Origin of the sequence: Bacillus sp. S2(2024), assembly GCF_050474045.1 — a bacterium.
GTDB lineage: Bacteria > Bacillota > Bacilli > Bacillales > Bacillaceae_G > Bacillus_A > Bacillus_A yunxiaonensis.
In genome coordinates this window covers 3,917,501-3,932,018 of sequence record NZ_JBFLUS010000003.1, presented here as the reverse complement: position 1 = coordinate 3,932,018, position 14,518 = coordinate 3,917,501, and the positions used below count along the sequence as shown (strand labels likewise).

Below are 14,518 nucleotides of genomic sequence, written 5' to 3'. Positions count from 1 at the left end.
CACAAAGAACTCATATTTGCGTGCGACATTCGCTAAAGCAACGGCGGACAATTTCACGACGACAAGCAGCCGTCGAAGAACGAACATGGAAGTTTCACTTTATCACCTGAAAATATTTGTTTTACTACTTGATACCTCAGTTTGTATTCATATAACCTATCAATATACAACATTTCCATTTTATCCCGCTATTCACGAGCAGTAGGGCCCCACCTCAAGATTGAAAGAGAAGCGTTGTCCAGCTCTAGCGGCTAGAATCTCCGGTCGTTTCGCCTCCTCGGACGAGGCAAAAAGCGCCTCTCTGCCTTGAGCGCGGGCGTCCTGCGATTCTGGGCGAGCCGCTTCCGCTTTTCTATAGAAGATAGGCGGGAGATAAAGAAAGGGGATTACATGAAAAAGAAGCTTCTATATATTGAGGACAATAAGGAAATTGGTGCTTGGGTATGTGAAGATTTATTCGAACGGGGCTATCAGGTAACTTGGATTACTTCAGGTGAAGGTGCCATTGAACATATGGCGGAAATCGACCTAGTAATTCTTGATATTATGCTTCCAGGATTGGATGGCTTTTCAGTTGGACAGCGGTTGAAAAAGGAATTTCCCAAGACCCCCATTTTAATGCTATCCGCCAGATCATCGATAGATGATAAGTTGCAGGGGCTGCAGTTTGCAGATGATTATATGACAAAGCCTTTTCACCCCGATGAACTCGCGGCACGGGTGGAAGTGCTTCTCAGACGGTTTGATAAGATATGCTCCGCGCTCATTGTACTATCACATCTCCGCATTTATTTGAATGAGAACCGCATTGTGGATTCCAGATCGAATAATGATGTCATACTTACGGCTAAGCAGTTTCAAATTTTCACCTATTTACTCCGTCATCCAAACCAAATCTTAACAAAAGAACAAATTTATGAGGCTGTATGGGGAAATCCATATATCGAAGGAGATAAAACCTTAATGGTACATATCCGCCATTTACGCGAAAAAATAGAGCAGGAGCCAAGTCAGCCACAAATAATTGAAACAATTCGCGGTATTGGATACAGGGTGAAACAATGAAATTCCGACATTCGCTGTTAGCTAGATATTTGTTGATCATTACAACTGCGCTCGTTTTATGGCCGTTTGTTTTACCTCTTTATTACTTGCCGAAATATACACTAGACAAGGATATGCAACAAAAGGTCAAGTATATGGATACAAAAAAGTTGGAACAAATGTGGAATGATGAGGCGGCAAAGTTGGACGGGGCACCCCTGGATCAAGTGAACAAACAACTCCGTTCGTTAAAAGAACGGTATTTAATGGCGACAATGTTCTGGGTTGATGCCGCAGGCAAAACGCAGCTCAAAATTCCCGAAAAAAAGAGTATACCTGACCAATGGACGTTTCAGGAAAGCACTAAGTTTATGAAGAAAAATGTTGATAATGACCTGTTCACAATTATCGCTTTCATTGGCGGCGACCAGAGCCAAGGCTTTATGGTTTTTCAAGTCCCTCTTTTTGTTACACAACCACCCAGTGTGTCCGTCATCGATGATAAGTTTTTGTTAGTATATGGTGTGCTTGTCTTTGCAATTTTTCTAATTGCATCTTGGGTATTTTTCTCGAAAATTCGCAGGCGTCTCGTTCAACTACAAACCGCAATGGCCGAAGTCGATAAGAACGGCATTCCTAAGAAAATTCTCGTTCGTAAAAAGGATGAAATCGCGCAGCTAGGGTCGGCATTCAATCATATGATTGACGAGTTGACAAACAGTAGAAAACGTGAACTGGAGGAGGAAGCTCTTCGTAAACAATGGATTGCTAATATATCACACGATTTACGGACACCGCTCACCACCATCCGTGGACATGCTTATTCATTGCAAAAGGAAACTTTGTCTCCTAAAGGGAGGGAATCGCTTTATTTGATTGAAAGAAAGGTAGATGCTCTTAGCCAATTGCTCGAAAACCTTCTTTCCTACACGTTATTATCCGCGGGGAAATATACTTTGCAACAGAAGAGGACAGATATTATCCGATTAACGCGAACTTCCGCTGCAGGGTGGTTTCCTGTATTTGAAAAGGAAGAATTTGAAGTAGAGGTTCGTTTGTCAGAAAAAGCTTTAATGTGGAATGTTGATCCGCACTGGTTTACCCGTATATTAGATAATCTATTCCAGAACGTTGTTAGACACGCAAAAGCTGGAGGGTATGTTGGTGTAAGTTTGGAAGAGTTAGATGGAAGAACTGCTATTGTTATTGAGGACAAAGGGCTTGGAATGGATAGCATCTCCAGTGAAAAAGGAGCAGGGATCGGCTTATCAATTGTTTCATTGATGCTCCAAGAAATGAATCTTGAATGGAAAATAACAAGTTCTACGAACGGCACTCGCATTTATTTATATGAAAAAGTTGGACTGTAAACGAAATAAGCACTGTACATGTATTAGCTCGCCTGGCAAAAGTTAAACGAAATTTAAACTAGACCCCACCATCATTTTAATCTTCACTGATTAGAATGATGGTGGGGTTAAATTTTGAAACAGAAATAAGTGCCAATACCCCATTCGGTTGGTTTCGTAGGTATTTAAAATAGTAAAGAAAAGAGGAGAATTTCAATGGAAACTTCATCGCCGATAATTGAAGAAAAGATTAGAAAAGGTTTTACACGATGGCCCTTATGGATTGGATATAGCGCTGCAGGATGGTCACTGCTTTATGGGGTTGTACAGCTCTACTGGTTACTTGGAGGGGTGGGTTATCCCTTCAAACGTGGTGAAATGGATTTGTTTGCGGCAATGGTTACGTATCTTCCATCCAAAGCTTGTGGCCTTATTTTTGTTATTCTTTGTTTATTAGGAACAGTGATTGGCGTAGCTATGCAAAAAACCTGGAGAGGTGTTCGGCGGCGGTGGCTAATGCTTGCTTTTGCTTGGTGTTTTGCCGTTGCTTTGCTTCTTTTTATTCCTGATATTAGCCTAATTGCAGTTATGGCTTATGCCTTTTTATTTAAGTTTGCTTTTAACTGGAGTATGTTCAATCAGATTATTTGTATTATAGGTGCTCTGCTTTGGATCATGACTGCTGTTGCATATCAACGTAGGACTCGCGATGCTTGTGAATACTGTGGACGAACAGAGAGTGGAAACAAATTTTTATTGGTACGCTGGGGAAGATGGTTGACCATTATCGCGGCTCTTGCGCCTATTCCTTATGCTCTGACACGTTTTGCGTGGGCACTTAATATCCCTTTAGGGGTGGATCAGCAGTTCTTTCACGATTTTTCAAAAGTTAATTCTATGGCGCATATAACAGAATGGGTATTTGGGTCTGTTTGCGTAGGTGGAGGAATTCTTACACTTGGTTTGATTCAAAAATGGGGTGAAATCTTCCCCCGTTGGTTCCCGTTCATTGGCGGTAAAAGAGTACCCATCATGCTCGCAGTGGTTCCAGCCTCTATTATAGCCATTGCTGTAACTGCAGCCGGATTTGTCTTTACCTTTAATTTTTTTGCTGCGGCATTTCACTTTATGCCAGCCGATAGCCTCCTTCTCAGTCAGATATGGGGAACGATTGGGCCTATGATTTTCTGGGTGCCATGGGGAGTAGCACTTGGTCTTGCAGCCATCGCTTACTATTATCGTCGTCGTGGTAAGTGTACGCATTGTGGGAGAGACGATCAAAATTGAAGCAGAAAAAAGAGAGTTGTATGAATAGGAACAAAATAACGAATAATGGGGAATCTTCCATGCAAATATTGAATGTTTTTGAACGCTTTACAAAGAAAGCGGTATGGCCTGGTTACGTCGGTTGCCTTTTGGCGTTTATGTATGCGGTTTTCGTTCGATTTTACGAAGCGGCAGGAGGAAGGATAGACCTTTCGGGCCAAGCGAATGACCCTGAATCATTTTACATGGCGAGTTACATCGCCGGTGTCGTCATCATGTTATGTGGTTTTGCCTTGCTTGCGCTCATCAAACCGTGGGGAAAGGTCATGCCGAAATGGGTGCCGTTGATTGGAGGCAGAAAGATTCATCGTCTTATTTTATTAATTCCTACTCTCATTGGAACTGCCTTTTTAATTGCTCATGGAGTCGGTGGCATGATTACAAAAGCTATGCTTTTGGCAGGTGTCATTACGATTAACTTCCCTGGCTGGACTGTAGTCGATGTCCATAGCTTAGCTATATGGGATCTCTTGTTTTACGAACCGTGGTTTGTCATTATGGGTATTTTGGCTGGTTTGACTGCTTCCCATTATGCGCAAGCTTCTGGTGTTTCAATTTCTACATTTAGACGCTGCATGTTAATTTATTTGAGTTTGGTTTGTCTTCTTACCGTGTTTTTCGTGCTCGCTATAGTTTTTGACTTCGGAAAATTTTAATTACCGCTACTGCGTCGAATCTTATATGAATCTACCACCATATAGATTTGGGTTTGGCACAGCAGCGGATTTTTATCATATCTGGCAAGAAGACCCCCGACCTCAAGCGCAAAAGCGGTAGGTGGAGGTAGTTCAATCAAAGAATATCGGAGTGTATAATAATCAGGCTTAAGTCACATAGATAGCTTTTCCTTGGAAGTACAGGAAAATGCACATTGTAGGCGGTGGAGCGCATCTTCTAATACAGGGCGTGGGCAACCGATATTTAAACGAATATGTTGCTCACCGCCAGCACCAAATTTTTCTCCAGGTTCTACAATGATTTTTCCTTTTTTCTCTAATAATTCCATTCGCTCATTTTGAGTCAGTGCAAGTTTGGAACAATCAATCCAAAGTAAGAATGTACCATCAGGCTGAATGGCGGAGAGTTTTGGAATATGCTGTTTAATGAAATTACATGCAAATCGTGCATTTTCTTCTATATAAGGTAATAGCTCTGTTAGCCATTCATTGCATTCTGTGTATGCACTTTGCATTGCTGTATAAGCAAATGTGCTTAAGCCATGAAAGCCTTGGCGATGCTGCACAGCGGTAAAGGCATCTCGCAGCTTTTCATTTGGAATAATAATAACCGATGCTTGCAGTCCAGCGATATTAAACGTTTTACTTGGAGCGATGCATGTAATAGTTCGCTCTGCTAAGCTTGCTGATAAAGAGGCAAGTGGTATATGTTTACGCCCATTGAAGATAATATCGGCATGAATTTCGTCTGAAATGACAGTTACATCATATAATTCGCAGAGCGTACCGAGTTTCGTTAACTCTTCCACTGTCCAGACACGTCCAATTGGATTATGTGGACTGCACAGAAACATCAGTTTTATACCTTGCTGAAATTGTTTCTCTAACTGTTCAAAATCCATTTGGTAAACACCGTTTTCTAAGCGTAGTGGATTGGTTAGCACTTGGCGCCCATTCGTTTTTACCATTTCGAAAAATGGTGGATATACAGGCGGCTGTACAAGCACTGAATCTTGTTTTTCAGTAAAAGCTTGTACAGAAACACTAAGTGCAGGGACGATGCCGGCGCTAAAGACAAGCCAGTCTTTTTCAATCACCCAATTGTATTGTGTTTTTACCCAATGACAAATTGCTTCTTTTACTTGTTCACTTGAAGTGTTATAACCGAAAATAGGGTGTTGTAACCGGTTTTTTAAGGCATCTTGAATTGGTGAAGGAACAGGGAAGTCCATGTCTGCAATCCAGGCATGAAGAAGTTCCTCGTTTTTATGTGTATCCCATTTAACGGAGTCTGTTCCGCGGCGATTTATCATTTCGTTAAAGTTCCCCATATTTATTACTCCTTTCAATAGTAGATTGAAAATACTGAATGTTCCTCTGTTTCTTCTAGCATAGCTGATATGATACGATAAAGAAAAGTGGAAAATAAGAAAAAGGCGGGAAATGTATGGGGACATATGAGAAGATGATAGACTTTGTGAAGAATTGGGATCCGTTTCAAATGGGACCGGAATTTTATGAAACAGAAGCAAGTGACATCGTCTACATTGTAAGTACATTTGATGATGCGAAATATATCGCAAAGAAAATACAACATATTTATGTACTATCATTTGAAAAAACATTGCCTATTGAAAAGTGTCAATGGTTAGCAGAACAATTGTTACTATTAAAAGATGGTGGAAGCTGTACGCTATAAGGTTAGTAGCGGGAGAAAGAGGCTGACATCCAAAAGTTCATTGAAGCTTGACTTTTGGATATTGGTCTCTTTCTTTATCCCGCTATGGGAGCTTACTGCTGACATACACCCGATGTGTTCAATTTGCCAAGAAAGTCATAATCTCTTCATATACGTGTTCCGGTTTTTCTTCTGGTAATAAATGTCCTGTGTCTTTATAAGAGATAAAGTGTGAATGCTGCAGGTCATTGTGCAATCGGTGTCCAACATTAATAGGAACAATACGATCTTTTTCTCCCCAAATGAGCAAAGTAGGGATATTAATTGTTTGTAGTTCTTTTGATGTTAAATCGCCTTCACGGTCACGAAGCATTCGTGTTAAAGCAGGAAAGATGCGATTATCATAAAAAGGTGCTGCATAGCCCTGCATCATTTCGTCATCGATTAATGAGTGGTCATGTACGACATTCATCAAATTGTGAACGATCCCTCGTCTTATAATCCAATTTTTTACGTATAAATGAAAGAACGGTAAATAAGAAGTATAAATAAGCGGTAATTTTGCTCGTGATAAATAGCTTGAGCTGCATAAAAGAACTGTTTTTTGAATTAAATCAGGCCGTAATTTACTTACATATAACGCAATTTGCCCACCCATCGAATGTCCTACTAAAATAACGTTTTTGGTTTGTAAATGTTCTATGAGTTCAATAACAATTGTTGCCAGGTTTTGATAGGAATATGTGAAATGATACGATTTATCACTTTTTCCAAATGGCGGTAAATCTAGAGCGATCACGTTCCCTTGCTGAGCGAGCAGTGGGATGAGACGCCGATAGCTAAAGGTTGAAGAGAGAAAACCGTGAATTAAGACAAATGTTGGTTTTTTTTCTTCGAAGAAAGACTGATAGAGCTCATAATGAACCGTAATTCCTCTTGTAGAAAAGGTGAAGTGGGGGAGGTGAACTTCTTTTTCCATCTTCATCACTCCGTCGTTTTTTGTTCATATCATCTCCTTTTCAGGAGAAATTATCCCATGGAGGAAGTGAAAACAGGAGAAAAAGCAAACCAACTATAAGGTCCCAATTAGTGAGGGGTAACCTTCTGGAGAAGAGCGTCCTCGAAGGGAATTTTGTTGTATATAAAGTATATAAAAAAGACAAAACCATTGTGACATGGCCTTGTCTCTTTATCCCGCTATTCGTGGGGGGAGTTCAATGATTATTTCAGTTCATTGACGAGGTTTGGCGGTGTTTTCTCTTGCAATCCAGCTACTAGGTTCTTTGCTGCTGTCATCGCCATCGCTTGTCTCGTTTTTAATGTTGCGGAACCGATGTGAGGGAGCGTAACGGCATTTTGCAGAGATAACAGCGGGTTATCTTTTTCAATTGGTTCTTGTGTAAATGTATCAATACCTGCTGCGAAAATTTTCTTTTGCTGCAACGCTTCAATTAATGCAGCTTCATCTACTGTTTTTCCGCGAGATGCATTAATAAAAACAGTTGTTTCTTTCATAAGATCAAATTCTTTTTCCCCAATTAAATGATATGTTTCTTCCGTTAGTGGTGTAAGTAGAACGATAAAGTCTGCTTTTTGCAGTAACGTTTCTAATTCACAATATGTTGCGTCAAGTTCTCGTTCTGCTTTTTCTTTACGGCTTCGATTGTAGTACAAAACGTCCATATCAAATCCGAATTTCGCGCGTTTCGCAACAACTTCTCCGATGCGCCCCATGCCGATGATTCCAATCGTTTGATGATGAACGTCTAAGCCGAAATGCTCTTTGCTAATTTCTGCATCCCATTTTCCGGATTTCACGTAACGATCAAGTTCGCAAACACGGCGAGAGGCAGATAACATTAATGCAAATACGAGATCAGCAACAGTATCATCTAACACGTATGGTGTATTTGTTCCGATTATGTTTCTTTTTTTCATGGCTTCAATATCGAAGTTGTCATAACCGACGGAAATATTACTTACCACTTTTAACTGTGGAGCTGCTTGGAGTAGTTCTTCATCAATAATTGCCCCGAAATTTAATAATCCGTGTTTATCTTTTACTTTTTCTAATAGTACATGGCGCGGGACTTTTTCGTTCCTGTCCCATGCTTCGTATTCGTAATGCTCAGCAATGTATTCTTCAACAAAGGCAGGAACTTGTTCTGCAATGTATACTCTTTGTTTCATGGTTTCATCTCCTTTTTATATTATCCTGCTACTTTGGGCAGTAAGACTCTCACCTTAAGATTCTAAGAGAACAAAGAAGATAGGTGAGAGCTTCCCATCGGTGGGGGATGAAAAAACTCTCCACTGATGAAAGTTTCACTTTATCCCGCTCTAACGGACGCTATTACTTAAAGTCTTTTCGTGGAAGGAGCGTCCGTAAGAGTCCGATTGGTTTAACTAACCTTTTGGAGAAGGACGCTCCAAAAGGAAGTTTCACTTTACCCCGCTCTAACGGACGCTATTGCTTAAAGTCTTTTCGTGGAAGGAGCGTCCGTAAGAGCCCGATTGGTTCAACTAACCTTTTGGAGAAGGACGCTCCAAAAGGAAGTTTCACTTTACCCCGCTCTAACGGACGCTATTGCTTAAAGTCTTTTCGTGGAAGGAGCGTCCGTAAGAGCCCGATTGGTTCAACTAACCTTTTGGAGAAGGACGCTCCAAAAGGAAGTTTCACTTTACCCCGCTCTAACGGACGCTATTGCTTAAAGTCTTTTCGTGGAAGGAGCGTCCGTAAGAGCCCGATTGGTTCAACTAACCTTTTGGAGAAGAACGCTCCAAAAGGAAGTTTCACTTTATTGTTACATAATTCTCTGAAAAAATCTTCTTTTCAAATAGGAAAAGAAGTTTGTATAATTTAGAAAATACACAAAAGGGGAAGGACGAATATGATGACAGAAAAAGAATTAGAATTGTTAGCTTGTCTTGAAAAGAATAGCCGATTATCTGAAGAAACATTAGCTAAAATGTTAAACATAGATGTAGAAGAAGTGATAGCGATTCTTGGAAAATTGGAAAAAGAAAAAGTGATTGTAGATTATGCTACGCTAATTGATTGGACAAAGGTAAAAGAGCATACTGGTTTAACAGCAATGATTGATGTTAAAGTTACACCGAAGCATGGCGTTGGCTTTGACGCAGTAGCGGAGCAAATTTACCGATATCCAGAGGTGAAGTCGGTTTATTTAATGTCAGGTACGTATGACCTTTCCATTACCATAGAAGGAAAAGGGATGGCTGAAGTTGCGACATTTGTAGCAGAAAAGTTAGCAACAATTGAATCTGTCGTATCAACAACAACGCATTTTATTTTGAAAAAGTATAAACATGAGGGAATTATATATGAAAACAAAGATGATGATAAGCGAATTGTGGTAACACCATGAGTAAATTTGAATTATCGAAAGTTGCACAATCTTTACAACCGTCCGGTATTCGTAAGTTCTTTGATTTAGCGGCCGGCATGAAAGGCGTTATTTCATTAGGTGTTGGAGAGCCTGACTTTGTAACGCCTTGGAATGTAAGACAAGCTTGCATTCGTTCATTAGAAGAAGGGTATACGGCATATACGGCGAATGCTGGATTATTAGAGCTTCGCGAGGAAATTGCGAAATACTTAGAAAAACAATTTGCGGTATCTTATGACCCGAAAGAAGAAATTATTGTAACGGTTGGAGCAAGCCAGGCGTTAGATGTAGCAATGCGTGCAATTGTAAATCCTGGTGATGAAGTGATTATTATTGAACCGAGTTTTGTATCATATGCACCGCTTGTTACGCTAGCTGGCGGAGTACCTGTACCTGTTTCGACATCTCCAACTGACGAATTTAAAGTGCAGCCGGAGCAGATTGAAGCTGCAATTACAACGAAAACAAAAGCGGTTTTATTATGTTCGCCAAACAATCCGACAGGAACGCTCTTAAATAAAGAAGAGCTAGAAAAACTTGCGGTCATTATAGAGAAATACAATTTAATCGTACTATCCGATGAGATTTATGCAGAGCTTGTCTATGATGAGACATATACAAGCTTTGCGAGTGTGAAGCATATGCGCGATCATACAATTTTAATCTCTGGTTTTTCGAAAGGGTTTGCGATGACAGGCTGGCGCCTAGGGTTAATTGCGGCCCCTCGATATTTTATGGAATTAATGTTAAAGATTCATCAATATTCTATGATGTGTGCGCCGACGATGTCGCAATTTGCAGCATTAGAAGCACTTCGCTCTGGAGAACAAGAAGTTGTTCGAATGCGTGAGAGCTATAAACAACGTCGAAACTTTATAACGGCTTCATTTAATGAAATGGGATTAGATTGTCATATGCCAGGCGGAGCATTCTATGTATTTCCTTCGATTCGTTCAACGGGATTATCTTCGGCGGAATTTGCCGAACGATTATTATTAGCGGAAAAAGTCGCTGTTGTACCTGGAAGTGTGTTTGGGGAGAGTGGTGAAGGATTTATTCGCTGTTCATATGCAACATCACTTGAACAACTTATGGAAGCGATGAAACGTATGAAACGGTTTATAGAGAACGAAAAAAGGACAAAACATAATACGTTTTGTCCATAAAAGGGGGGGAATACTAGAAAGCCATGTGTTAGTATTTTATCCCGATATTTGAAGATTTATACATGATAAGGAAAATTTTTTCATGACTTTTGAATGAAATGCTAGTAAGTGGTATAATTTACTAATACAATAGGTAAAACATATGGGAGTGTTTCTTATGTCAGACAAATACACAACAGGAGTGGTTGTGAAGGGAAAAGTGACAGGAATTCAAGATTACGGTGCATTTGTTGCATTAGATGAAGAAACGCAAGGTCTTGTGCATATATCTGAAATTACAAATGGATATGTGAAAGATATTCATGATTTTTTAAAAGTCGGGGATGAAGTAGAAGTAAAGGTGCTTTCAGTTAATAGAGAGAACGGAAAGATGAGTTTATCATTGAAGGCTGCCAAACGTAAACAAGGAAAAGTGCGTATACCGAATCCGTCTGCAAACGGATTTAACACATTGCGAGAAAAGTTAACAGAGTGGATTGAAGAATCTCAAATCACAAAATAAAAGCAGTGAGCATAGCTCCCTGCTTTTATTTCTTGTTCACCAAGTAGTCGGTGAATGTTATAGATTATGATATAAAATAATCAAACGTTTCTTTTCCTGCACTTTAATCAGTATAAAAAAACGTCCGTATGTCGGAAGTTAGTAAAGCATCATATATCTCCACTTGTTTAAAAACAAGTGGAGATGCATGTTTTATAATATCATTTTAGAATGCTATTAGATTTATCGTACTTCGCGTGCTTCTGGGTGTGTTCCGAGCTCTTCAGAAGGTTTAAATAATAAACCAAGGTTAATTAAACCTGCAATACCTACAATACCGTAGATAATTCGAGCAAGTGCTGAATCTTGCCCTCCAAAGATAGCTGCTACTAAATCGAATTGAAAGAAGCCAATGAGTCCCCAGTTTACTGCGCCGATAATCGTAAATACTAAGGCAATGCGTTGTAATGTACTCATTTTAAGCAGTCCCTCCTTAAATGATGAAGCAACAACGAGATACATTTGCTCGTTTAATGAAGCTTCCTTTATAGAATGGATACCTTTTGTTGTTCTTATACCCAAAAAATTAAAATTTCTCATTGTATACTTGTCTATACCAAAAAACGGAAGTTATGACGATTTTGTAAAAAAAATAAATTGGCTACGCTTACAATTTGTAGTTCGCTTGATTTACAACTGTGGTTTCGCTAAAGTGAAGACAGAAATACATATACATATTGTATTGGAGGGAAAAAGATGAGCACACATGTAACGTTTGACTATTCAAAGGCGTTATCGTTCATCAGTGAACAAGAACTAACATATTTACGTGATGCAGTAAAAGTATCACATCATGCAATTCATGAAAAAACAGGAGCAGGAAACGACTTCTTAGGTTGGGTAGAACTTCCGCTTGCATACGATAAAGAGGAATTTGCTCGCATTCAAAAATGCGCTGAGAAAATTAAAAATGACTCTGACATTTTACTGGTTATTGGGATTGGTGGTTCTTACTTAGGTGCACGAGCAGCGATTGAAATGTTAAATCATTCCTTCTATAATACGCTGTCTAAAGAACAACGTAAAACTCCACAAGTGCTATTTGTTGGACAAAACATTAGCTCTACTTATATGAAAGATTTAATGGATGTATTAGAAGGTAAGGACTTCTCTATTAATGTTATTTCCAAATCAGGTACAACAACAGAGCCTGCAATTGCGTTCCGTATTTTCCGTAAGCTATTAGAAGAGAAATACGGAAAAGAAGAAGCACGTAAACGTATTTATGCAACGACAGATAAAGCGCGCGGTGCTTTAAAAACATTAGCTAACGAAGAAGGATACGAAACATTCGTGATTCCAGATGATGTTGGTGGCCGTTTCTCTGTATTAACACCAGTTGGTTTATTACCGATTGCTGTAAGTGGTTTAAATATTGAAGAAATGATGCAAGGGGCAGCTGTAGCTCGTGATGACTTTGCGAAATCAGAGCTTGAAGAAAACCCAGCTTATCAATATGCAGCTGTGCGCAATGCTCTATACAATAAAGGTAAAACAATTGAAATGCTTGTTAACTACGAACCAGCACTTCAATATTTTGCTGAATGGTGGAAACAATTATTTGGTGAGAGTGAAGGAAAAGATCAAAAAGGTATTTTCCCATCTTCTGCAAACTTCTCAACTGACCTGCATTCTTTAGGTCAATACATTCAAGAAGGACGCCGTGATCTATTTGAAACAGTTTTAAAAGTAGGAAAATCTACACACGAACTAAAAATTGAATTGGATGAGAACGATTTAGATGGATTAAACTATCTTGCTGGTGAAACAGTGGACTTCGTTAACACAAAAGCATACGAAGGAACATTACTTGCACATAGCGATGGCGGTGTACCAAACTTAATCGTCAATATTCCTGAACTAAATGAGTATACATTCGGCTATCTTGTATACTTCTTCGAAAAAGCATGTGCGATGAGCGGCTACTTATTAGGCGTAAATCCATTTGACCAACCAGGTGTAGAAGCATACAAGAAAAACATGTTTGCTCTACTTGGAAAACCAGGATTCGAAGAACTAAAAGCAGAGCTGGAAGAACGTTTGAAATAAGAAAAGCTGTTGGGATGATCCCAACAGCTTTTTTTATGTGCGTTTCGAATATTACCGAAGGGTCTTTATATTATGTCGAAGCACCGATATATGGAGCGCGAAATGGGTATGCTAAAAAAAATCTAGAAAGGATGATACATTTGATTGGGATTCATTCAAAATTAGAAGGACAAACATTTGCTCTTTTCCAGTTAGAAGAAATATTAAAGCCGCTCGGCTATACAATCGGCGGGAATTGGGATTATGAGAAAGGATGTTTCGATTATAAAATAGATGAAGAGGAAGGATATCAATTTTTACGATTACCGTTTACAGCTATTGAAGGAGAGCTTGATGTAAATGGAGTTATCGTTCGTCTTGATACACCGTACCTTCTGTCGCATGTGTATCAAGACGAACTAGATGATGAAGTGAATACATTTACAGCAGGGATAACGTCTTTTGATCAGTTTGCAGAACCAAAAGATTCAGATGGAGATATTCAAGCAAAATATATTGATATTGGAAAAGCTTTAGTTCGGGAATTAGAAGGATACTTGCTTAATGTTTAATTACAATCAGTAAATCATTTTTTTTCAGAGTAAATGAATGGCTAGGATTTATATGATAGTTTCCATCACGTTGTAGGCCGAGTAAAAGTATATTTTGTTTTAATAAAGCACAGTTACAATATTCGAATGTTTCACCATCATATTGCTCGGGAATATGCAGGAGTTGTAATTTATTTGCAGTAATTTCATTGTAAATTGTAAACAGCACTTCTGAAATCGAAGGAAATAATAAAGAAGCGGCAAACACATAACTTGTTAATTTATTTCCTTCAATAATTTCTGTTGCGCCTGCTCGTTTGGCGTTATGGACTTGGTCGGAAGTTAACATTTCGACGATACAATAAATATTTGGGTTTAATCCTTTCGCTGTTAAAATGGTTAAAATAGATTGCGTATCAGCAGAGCTCTCGCTTTTTTCTTTGTCAGCTGTAATCAAAATAGTATGTGCAGTACGAATGTTTGCTTTGAGTAAAATATGATCATGATGAGGACAACCTTTAATAAATTGTAAATGATGAAATGACTTAGGGAGTAGAGGGAGTGTCTCATCTATAAGAACAATATCAAGGTTTGGTTGTAATACGCGCAGTTGACTTACTACATGCTTCACACGTTCGTTCCAACCGACAACAATCATATGTTTATGACAAGAGGCGGCCTCTTCACCTTTTATTTTCATATATTGTTTACTAATCATTTCTGTAGCAAATGAGACCATATAATAAGA

Annotated in this window: 15 protein-coding genes (1 of these 15 only partly in view); 10 read left to right on the top strand and 5 right to left on the bottom strand. The window is 39.1% G+C overall.

Annotation, left to right across the window (positions count from 1 at the left end):
* The first annotated feature begins 390 nt into the window (after positions 1 to 390).
* The 4 genes from AB1284_RS19970 (at position 391) to AB1284_RS19955 (ending at position 4,375) form a co-directional block, all read left to right on the top strand.
* Positions 391 to 1,065, top strand: a complete 675-nt coding sequence (locus tag AB1284_RS19970) for a response regulator transcription factor (protein ID WP_429753318.1) — start codon at positions 391 to 393, stop codon at positions 1,063 to 1,065.
* Positions 1,062 to 2,414, top strand: a complete 1,353-nt coding sequence (locus AB1284_RS19965) for a sensor histidine kinase (RefSeq protein WP_429753319.1) — start codon at positions 1,062 to 1,064, stop codon at positions 2,412 to 2,414. The genes AB1284_RS19970 and AB1284_RS19965 overlap by 4 nt, the downstream gene beginning before the upstream one ends.
* Positions 2,415 to 2,609: 195 nt before the next feature.
* Positions 2,610 to 3,680, top strand: a complete 1,071-nt coding sequence (locus AB1284_RS19960; protein WP_429753320.1) for a hypothetical protein — start codon at positions 2,610 to 2,612, stop codon at positions 3,678 to 3,680.
* Positions 3,677 to 4,375, top strand: coding sequence for a DUF3995 domain-containing protein (locus AB1284_RS19955; protein ID WP_429753321.1), 699 nt, complete (start codon positions 3,677 to 3,679; stop codon positions 4,373 to 4,375). Before AB1284_RS19960 ends, AB1284_RS19955 begins: the two co-directional genes overlap by 4 nt.
* A gap of 173 nt (positions 4,376 to 4,548) precedes the next feature.
* Here AB1284_RS19955 and AB1284_RS19950 read toward each other — a convergent pair whose 3' ends face one another.
* Positions 4,549 to 5,727, bottom strand: a complete 1,179-nt coding sequence (locus tag AB1284_RS19950) for a MalY/PatB family protein (protein WP_429753322.1) — start codon at positions 5,725 to 5,727, stop codon at positions 4,549 to 4,551.
* 116 nt (positions 5,728 to 5,843) lie between these two features.
* Here AB1284_RS19950 and AB1284_RS19945 point away from each other — a divergent pair, with 116 nt between their 5' ends.
* Positions 5,844 to 6,095 carry a DUF1871 family protein gene (locus AB1284_RS19945; RefSeq protein WP_429715907.1) on the top strand — a complete coding sequence of 84 codons (252 nt, stop codon included), beginning with the start codon at positions 5,844 to 5,846 and terminating at the stop codon, positions 6,093 to 6,095.
* Between the two features lie 118 nt (positions 6,096 to 6,213).
* Here the strand turns inward: AB1284_RS19945 and AB1284_RS19940 are convergent, their stop codons facing one another.
* Positions 6,214 to 7,053 carry an alpha/beta fold hydrolase gene (locus AB1284_RS19940; RefSeq protein ID WP_429753323.1) on the bottom strand — a complete coding sequence of 280 codons (840 nt, stop codon included), beginning with the start codon at positions 7,051 to 7,053 and terminating at the stop codon, positions 6,214 to 6,216.
* A 242-nt stretch (positions 7,054 to 7,295) separates the two neighbouring features.
* Positions 7,296 to 8,264, bottom strand: a complete 969-nt coding sequence (locus AB1284_RS19935) for a 2-hydroxyacid dehydrogenase (RefSeq protein ID WP_429753324.1) — start codon at positions 8,262 to 8,264, stop codon at positions 7,296 to 7,298.
* Between the two features lie 701 nt (positions 8,265 to 8,965).
* Here AB1284_RS19935 and AB1284_RS19930 point away from each other — a divergent pair.
* From AB1284_RS19930 to yugI, 3 genes are all read left to right on the top strand, one after another.
* Entirely contained in the window at positions 8,966 to 9,463 is a 498-nt protein-coding gene (locus tag AB1284_RS19930; RefSeq protein WP_429753325.1) for an Lrp/AsnC family transcriptional regulator, read from the top strand.
* The gene (locus AB1284_RS19925; RefSeq protein ID WP_429753326.1) at positions 9,460 to 10,650 is read left to right on the top strand and encodes an aminotransferase; all 1,191 of its coding nucleotides are present in this window, start codon (positions 9,460 to 9,462) and stop codon (positions 10,648 to 10,650) included. The genes AB1284_RS19930 and AB1284_RS19925 overlap by 4 nt, the downstream gene beginning before the upstream one ends.
* Positions 10,651 to 10,807: 157 nt before the next feature.
* A complete protein-coding gene (gene yugI / locus AB1284_RS19920) occupies positions 10,808 to 11,152 on the top strand; it encodes a S1 domain-containing post-transcriptional regulator GSP13 (RefSeq protein WP_098309219.1) in 345 nt (114 codons plus the stop codon).
* A 222-nt stretch (positions 11,153 to 11,374) separates the two neighbouring features.
* On the opposite strand, the gene AB1284_RS19915 is transcribed toward yugI, so the two are convergent.
* Positions 11,375 to 11,608: a DUF378 domain-containing protein gene (locus AB1284_RS19915; RefSeq protein WP_429753327.1), complete on the bottom strand. Its 234-nt coding sequence runs from the start codon at positions 11,606 to 11,608 to the stop codon at positions 11,375 to 11,377.
* A 279-nt stretch (positions 11,609 to 11,887) separates the two neighbouring features.
* Here AB1284_RS19915 and AB1284_RS19910 point away from each other — a divergent pair, with 279 nt between their 5' ends.
* On the top strand, positions 11,888 to 13,240 hold the full coding sequence (locus AB1284_RS19910; protein WP_429753328.1) for a glucose-6-phosphate isomerase: 1,353 nt from the start codon (positions 11,888 to 11,890) through the stop codon (positions 13,238 to 13,240).
* A 140-nt stretch (positions 13,241 to 13,380) separates the two neighbouring features.
* Positions 13,381 to 13,791: a YugN-like family protein gene (locus tag AB1284_RS19905; protein WP_429753329.1), complete on the top strand. Its 411-nt coding sequence runs from the start codon at positions 13,381 to 13,383 to the stop codon at positions 13,789 to 13,791.
* Here AB1284_RS19905 and AB1284_RS19900 read toward each other — a convergent pair.
* A protein-coding gene (locus tag AB1284_RS19900; protein WP_429753330.1) for a potassium channel family protein crosses the window boundary here: on the bottom strand, positions 13,781 to 14,518 show its 3' portion. The gene runs 258 nt beyond the window's last position; the window shows 738 of its 996 coding nt (coding positions 259-996); its start codon lies beyond the right edge, outside the window; it ends in the stop codon at positions 13,781 to 13,783. The genes AB1284_RS19905 and AB1284_RS19900 overlap by 11 nt on opposite strands.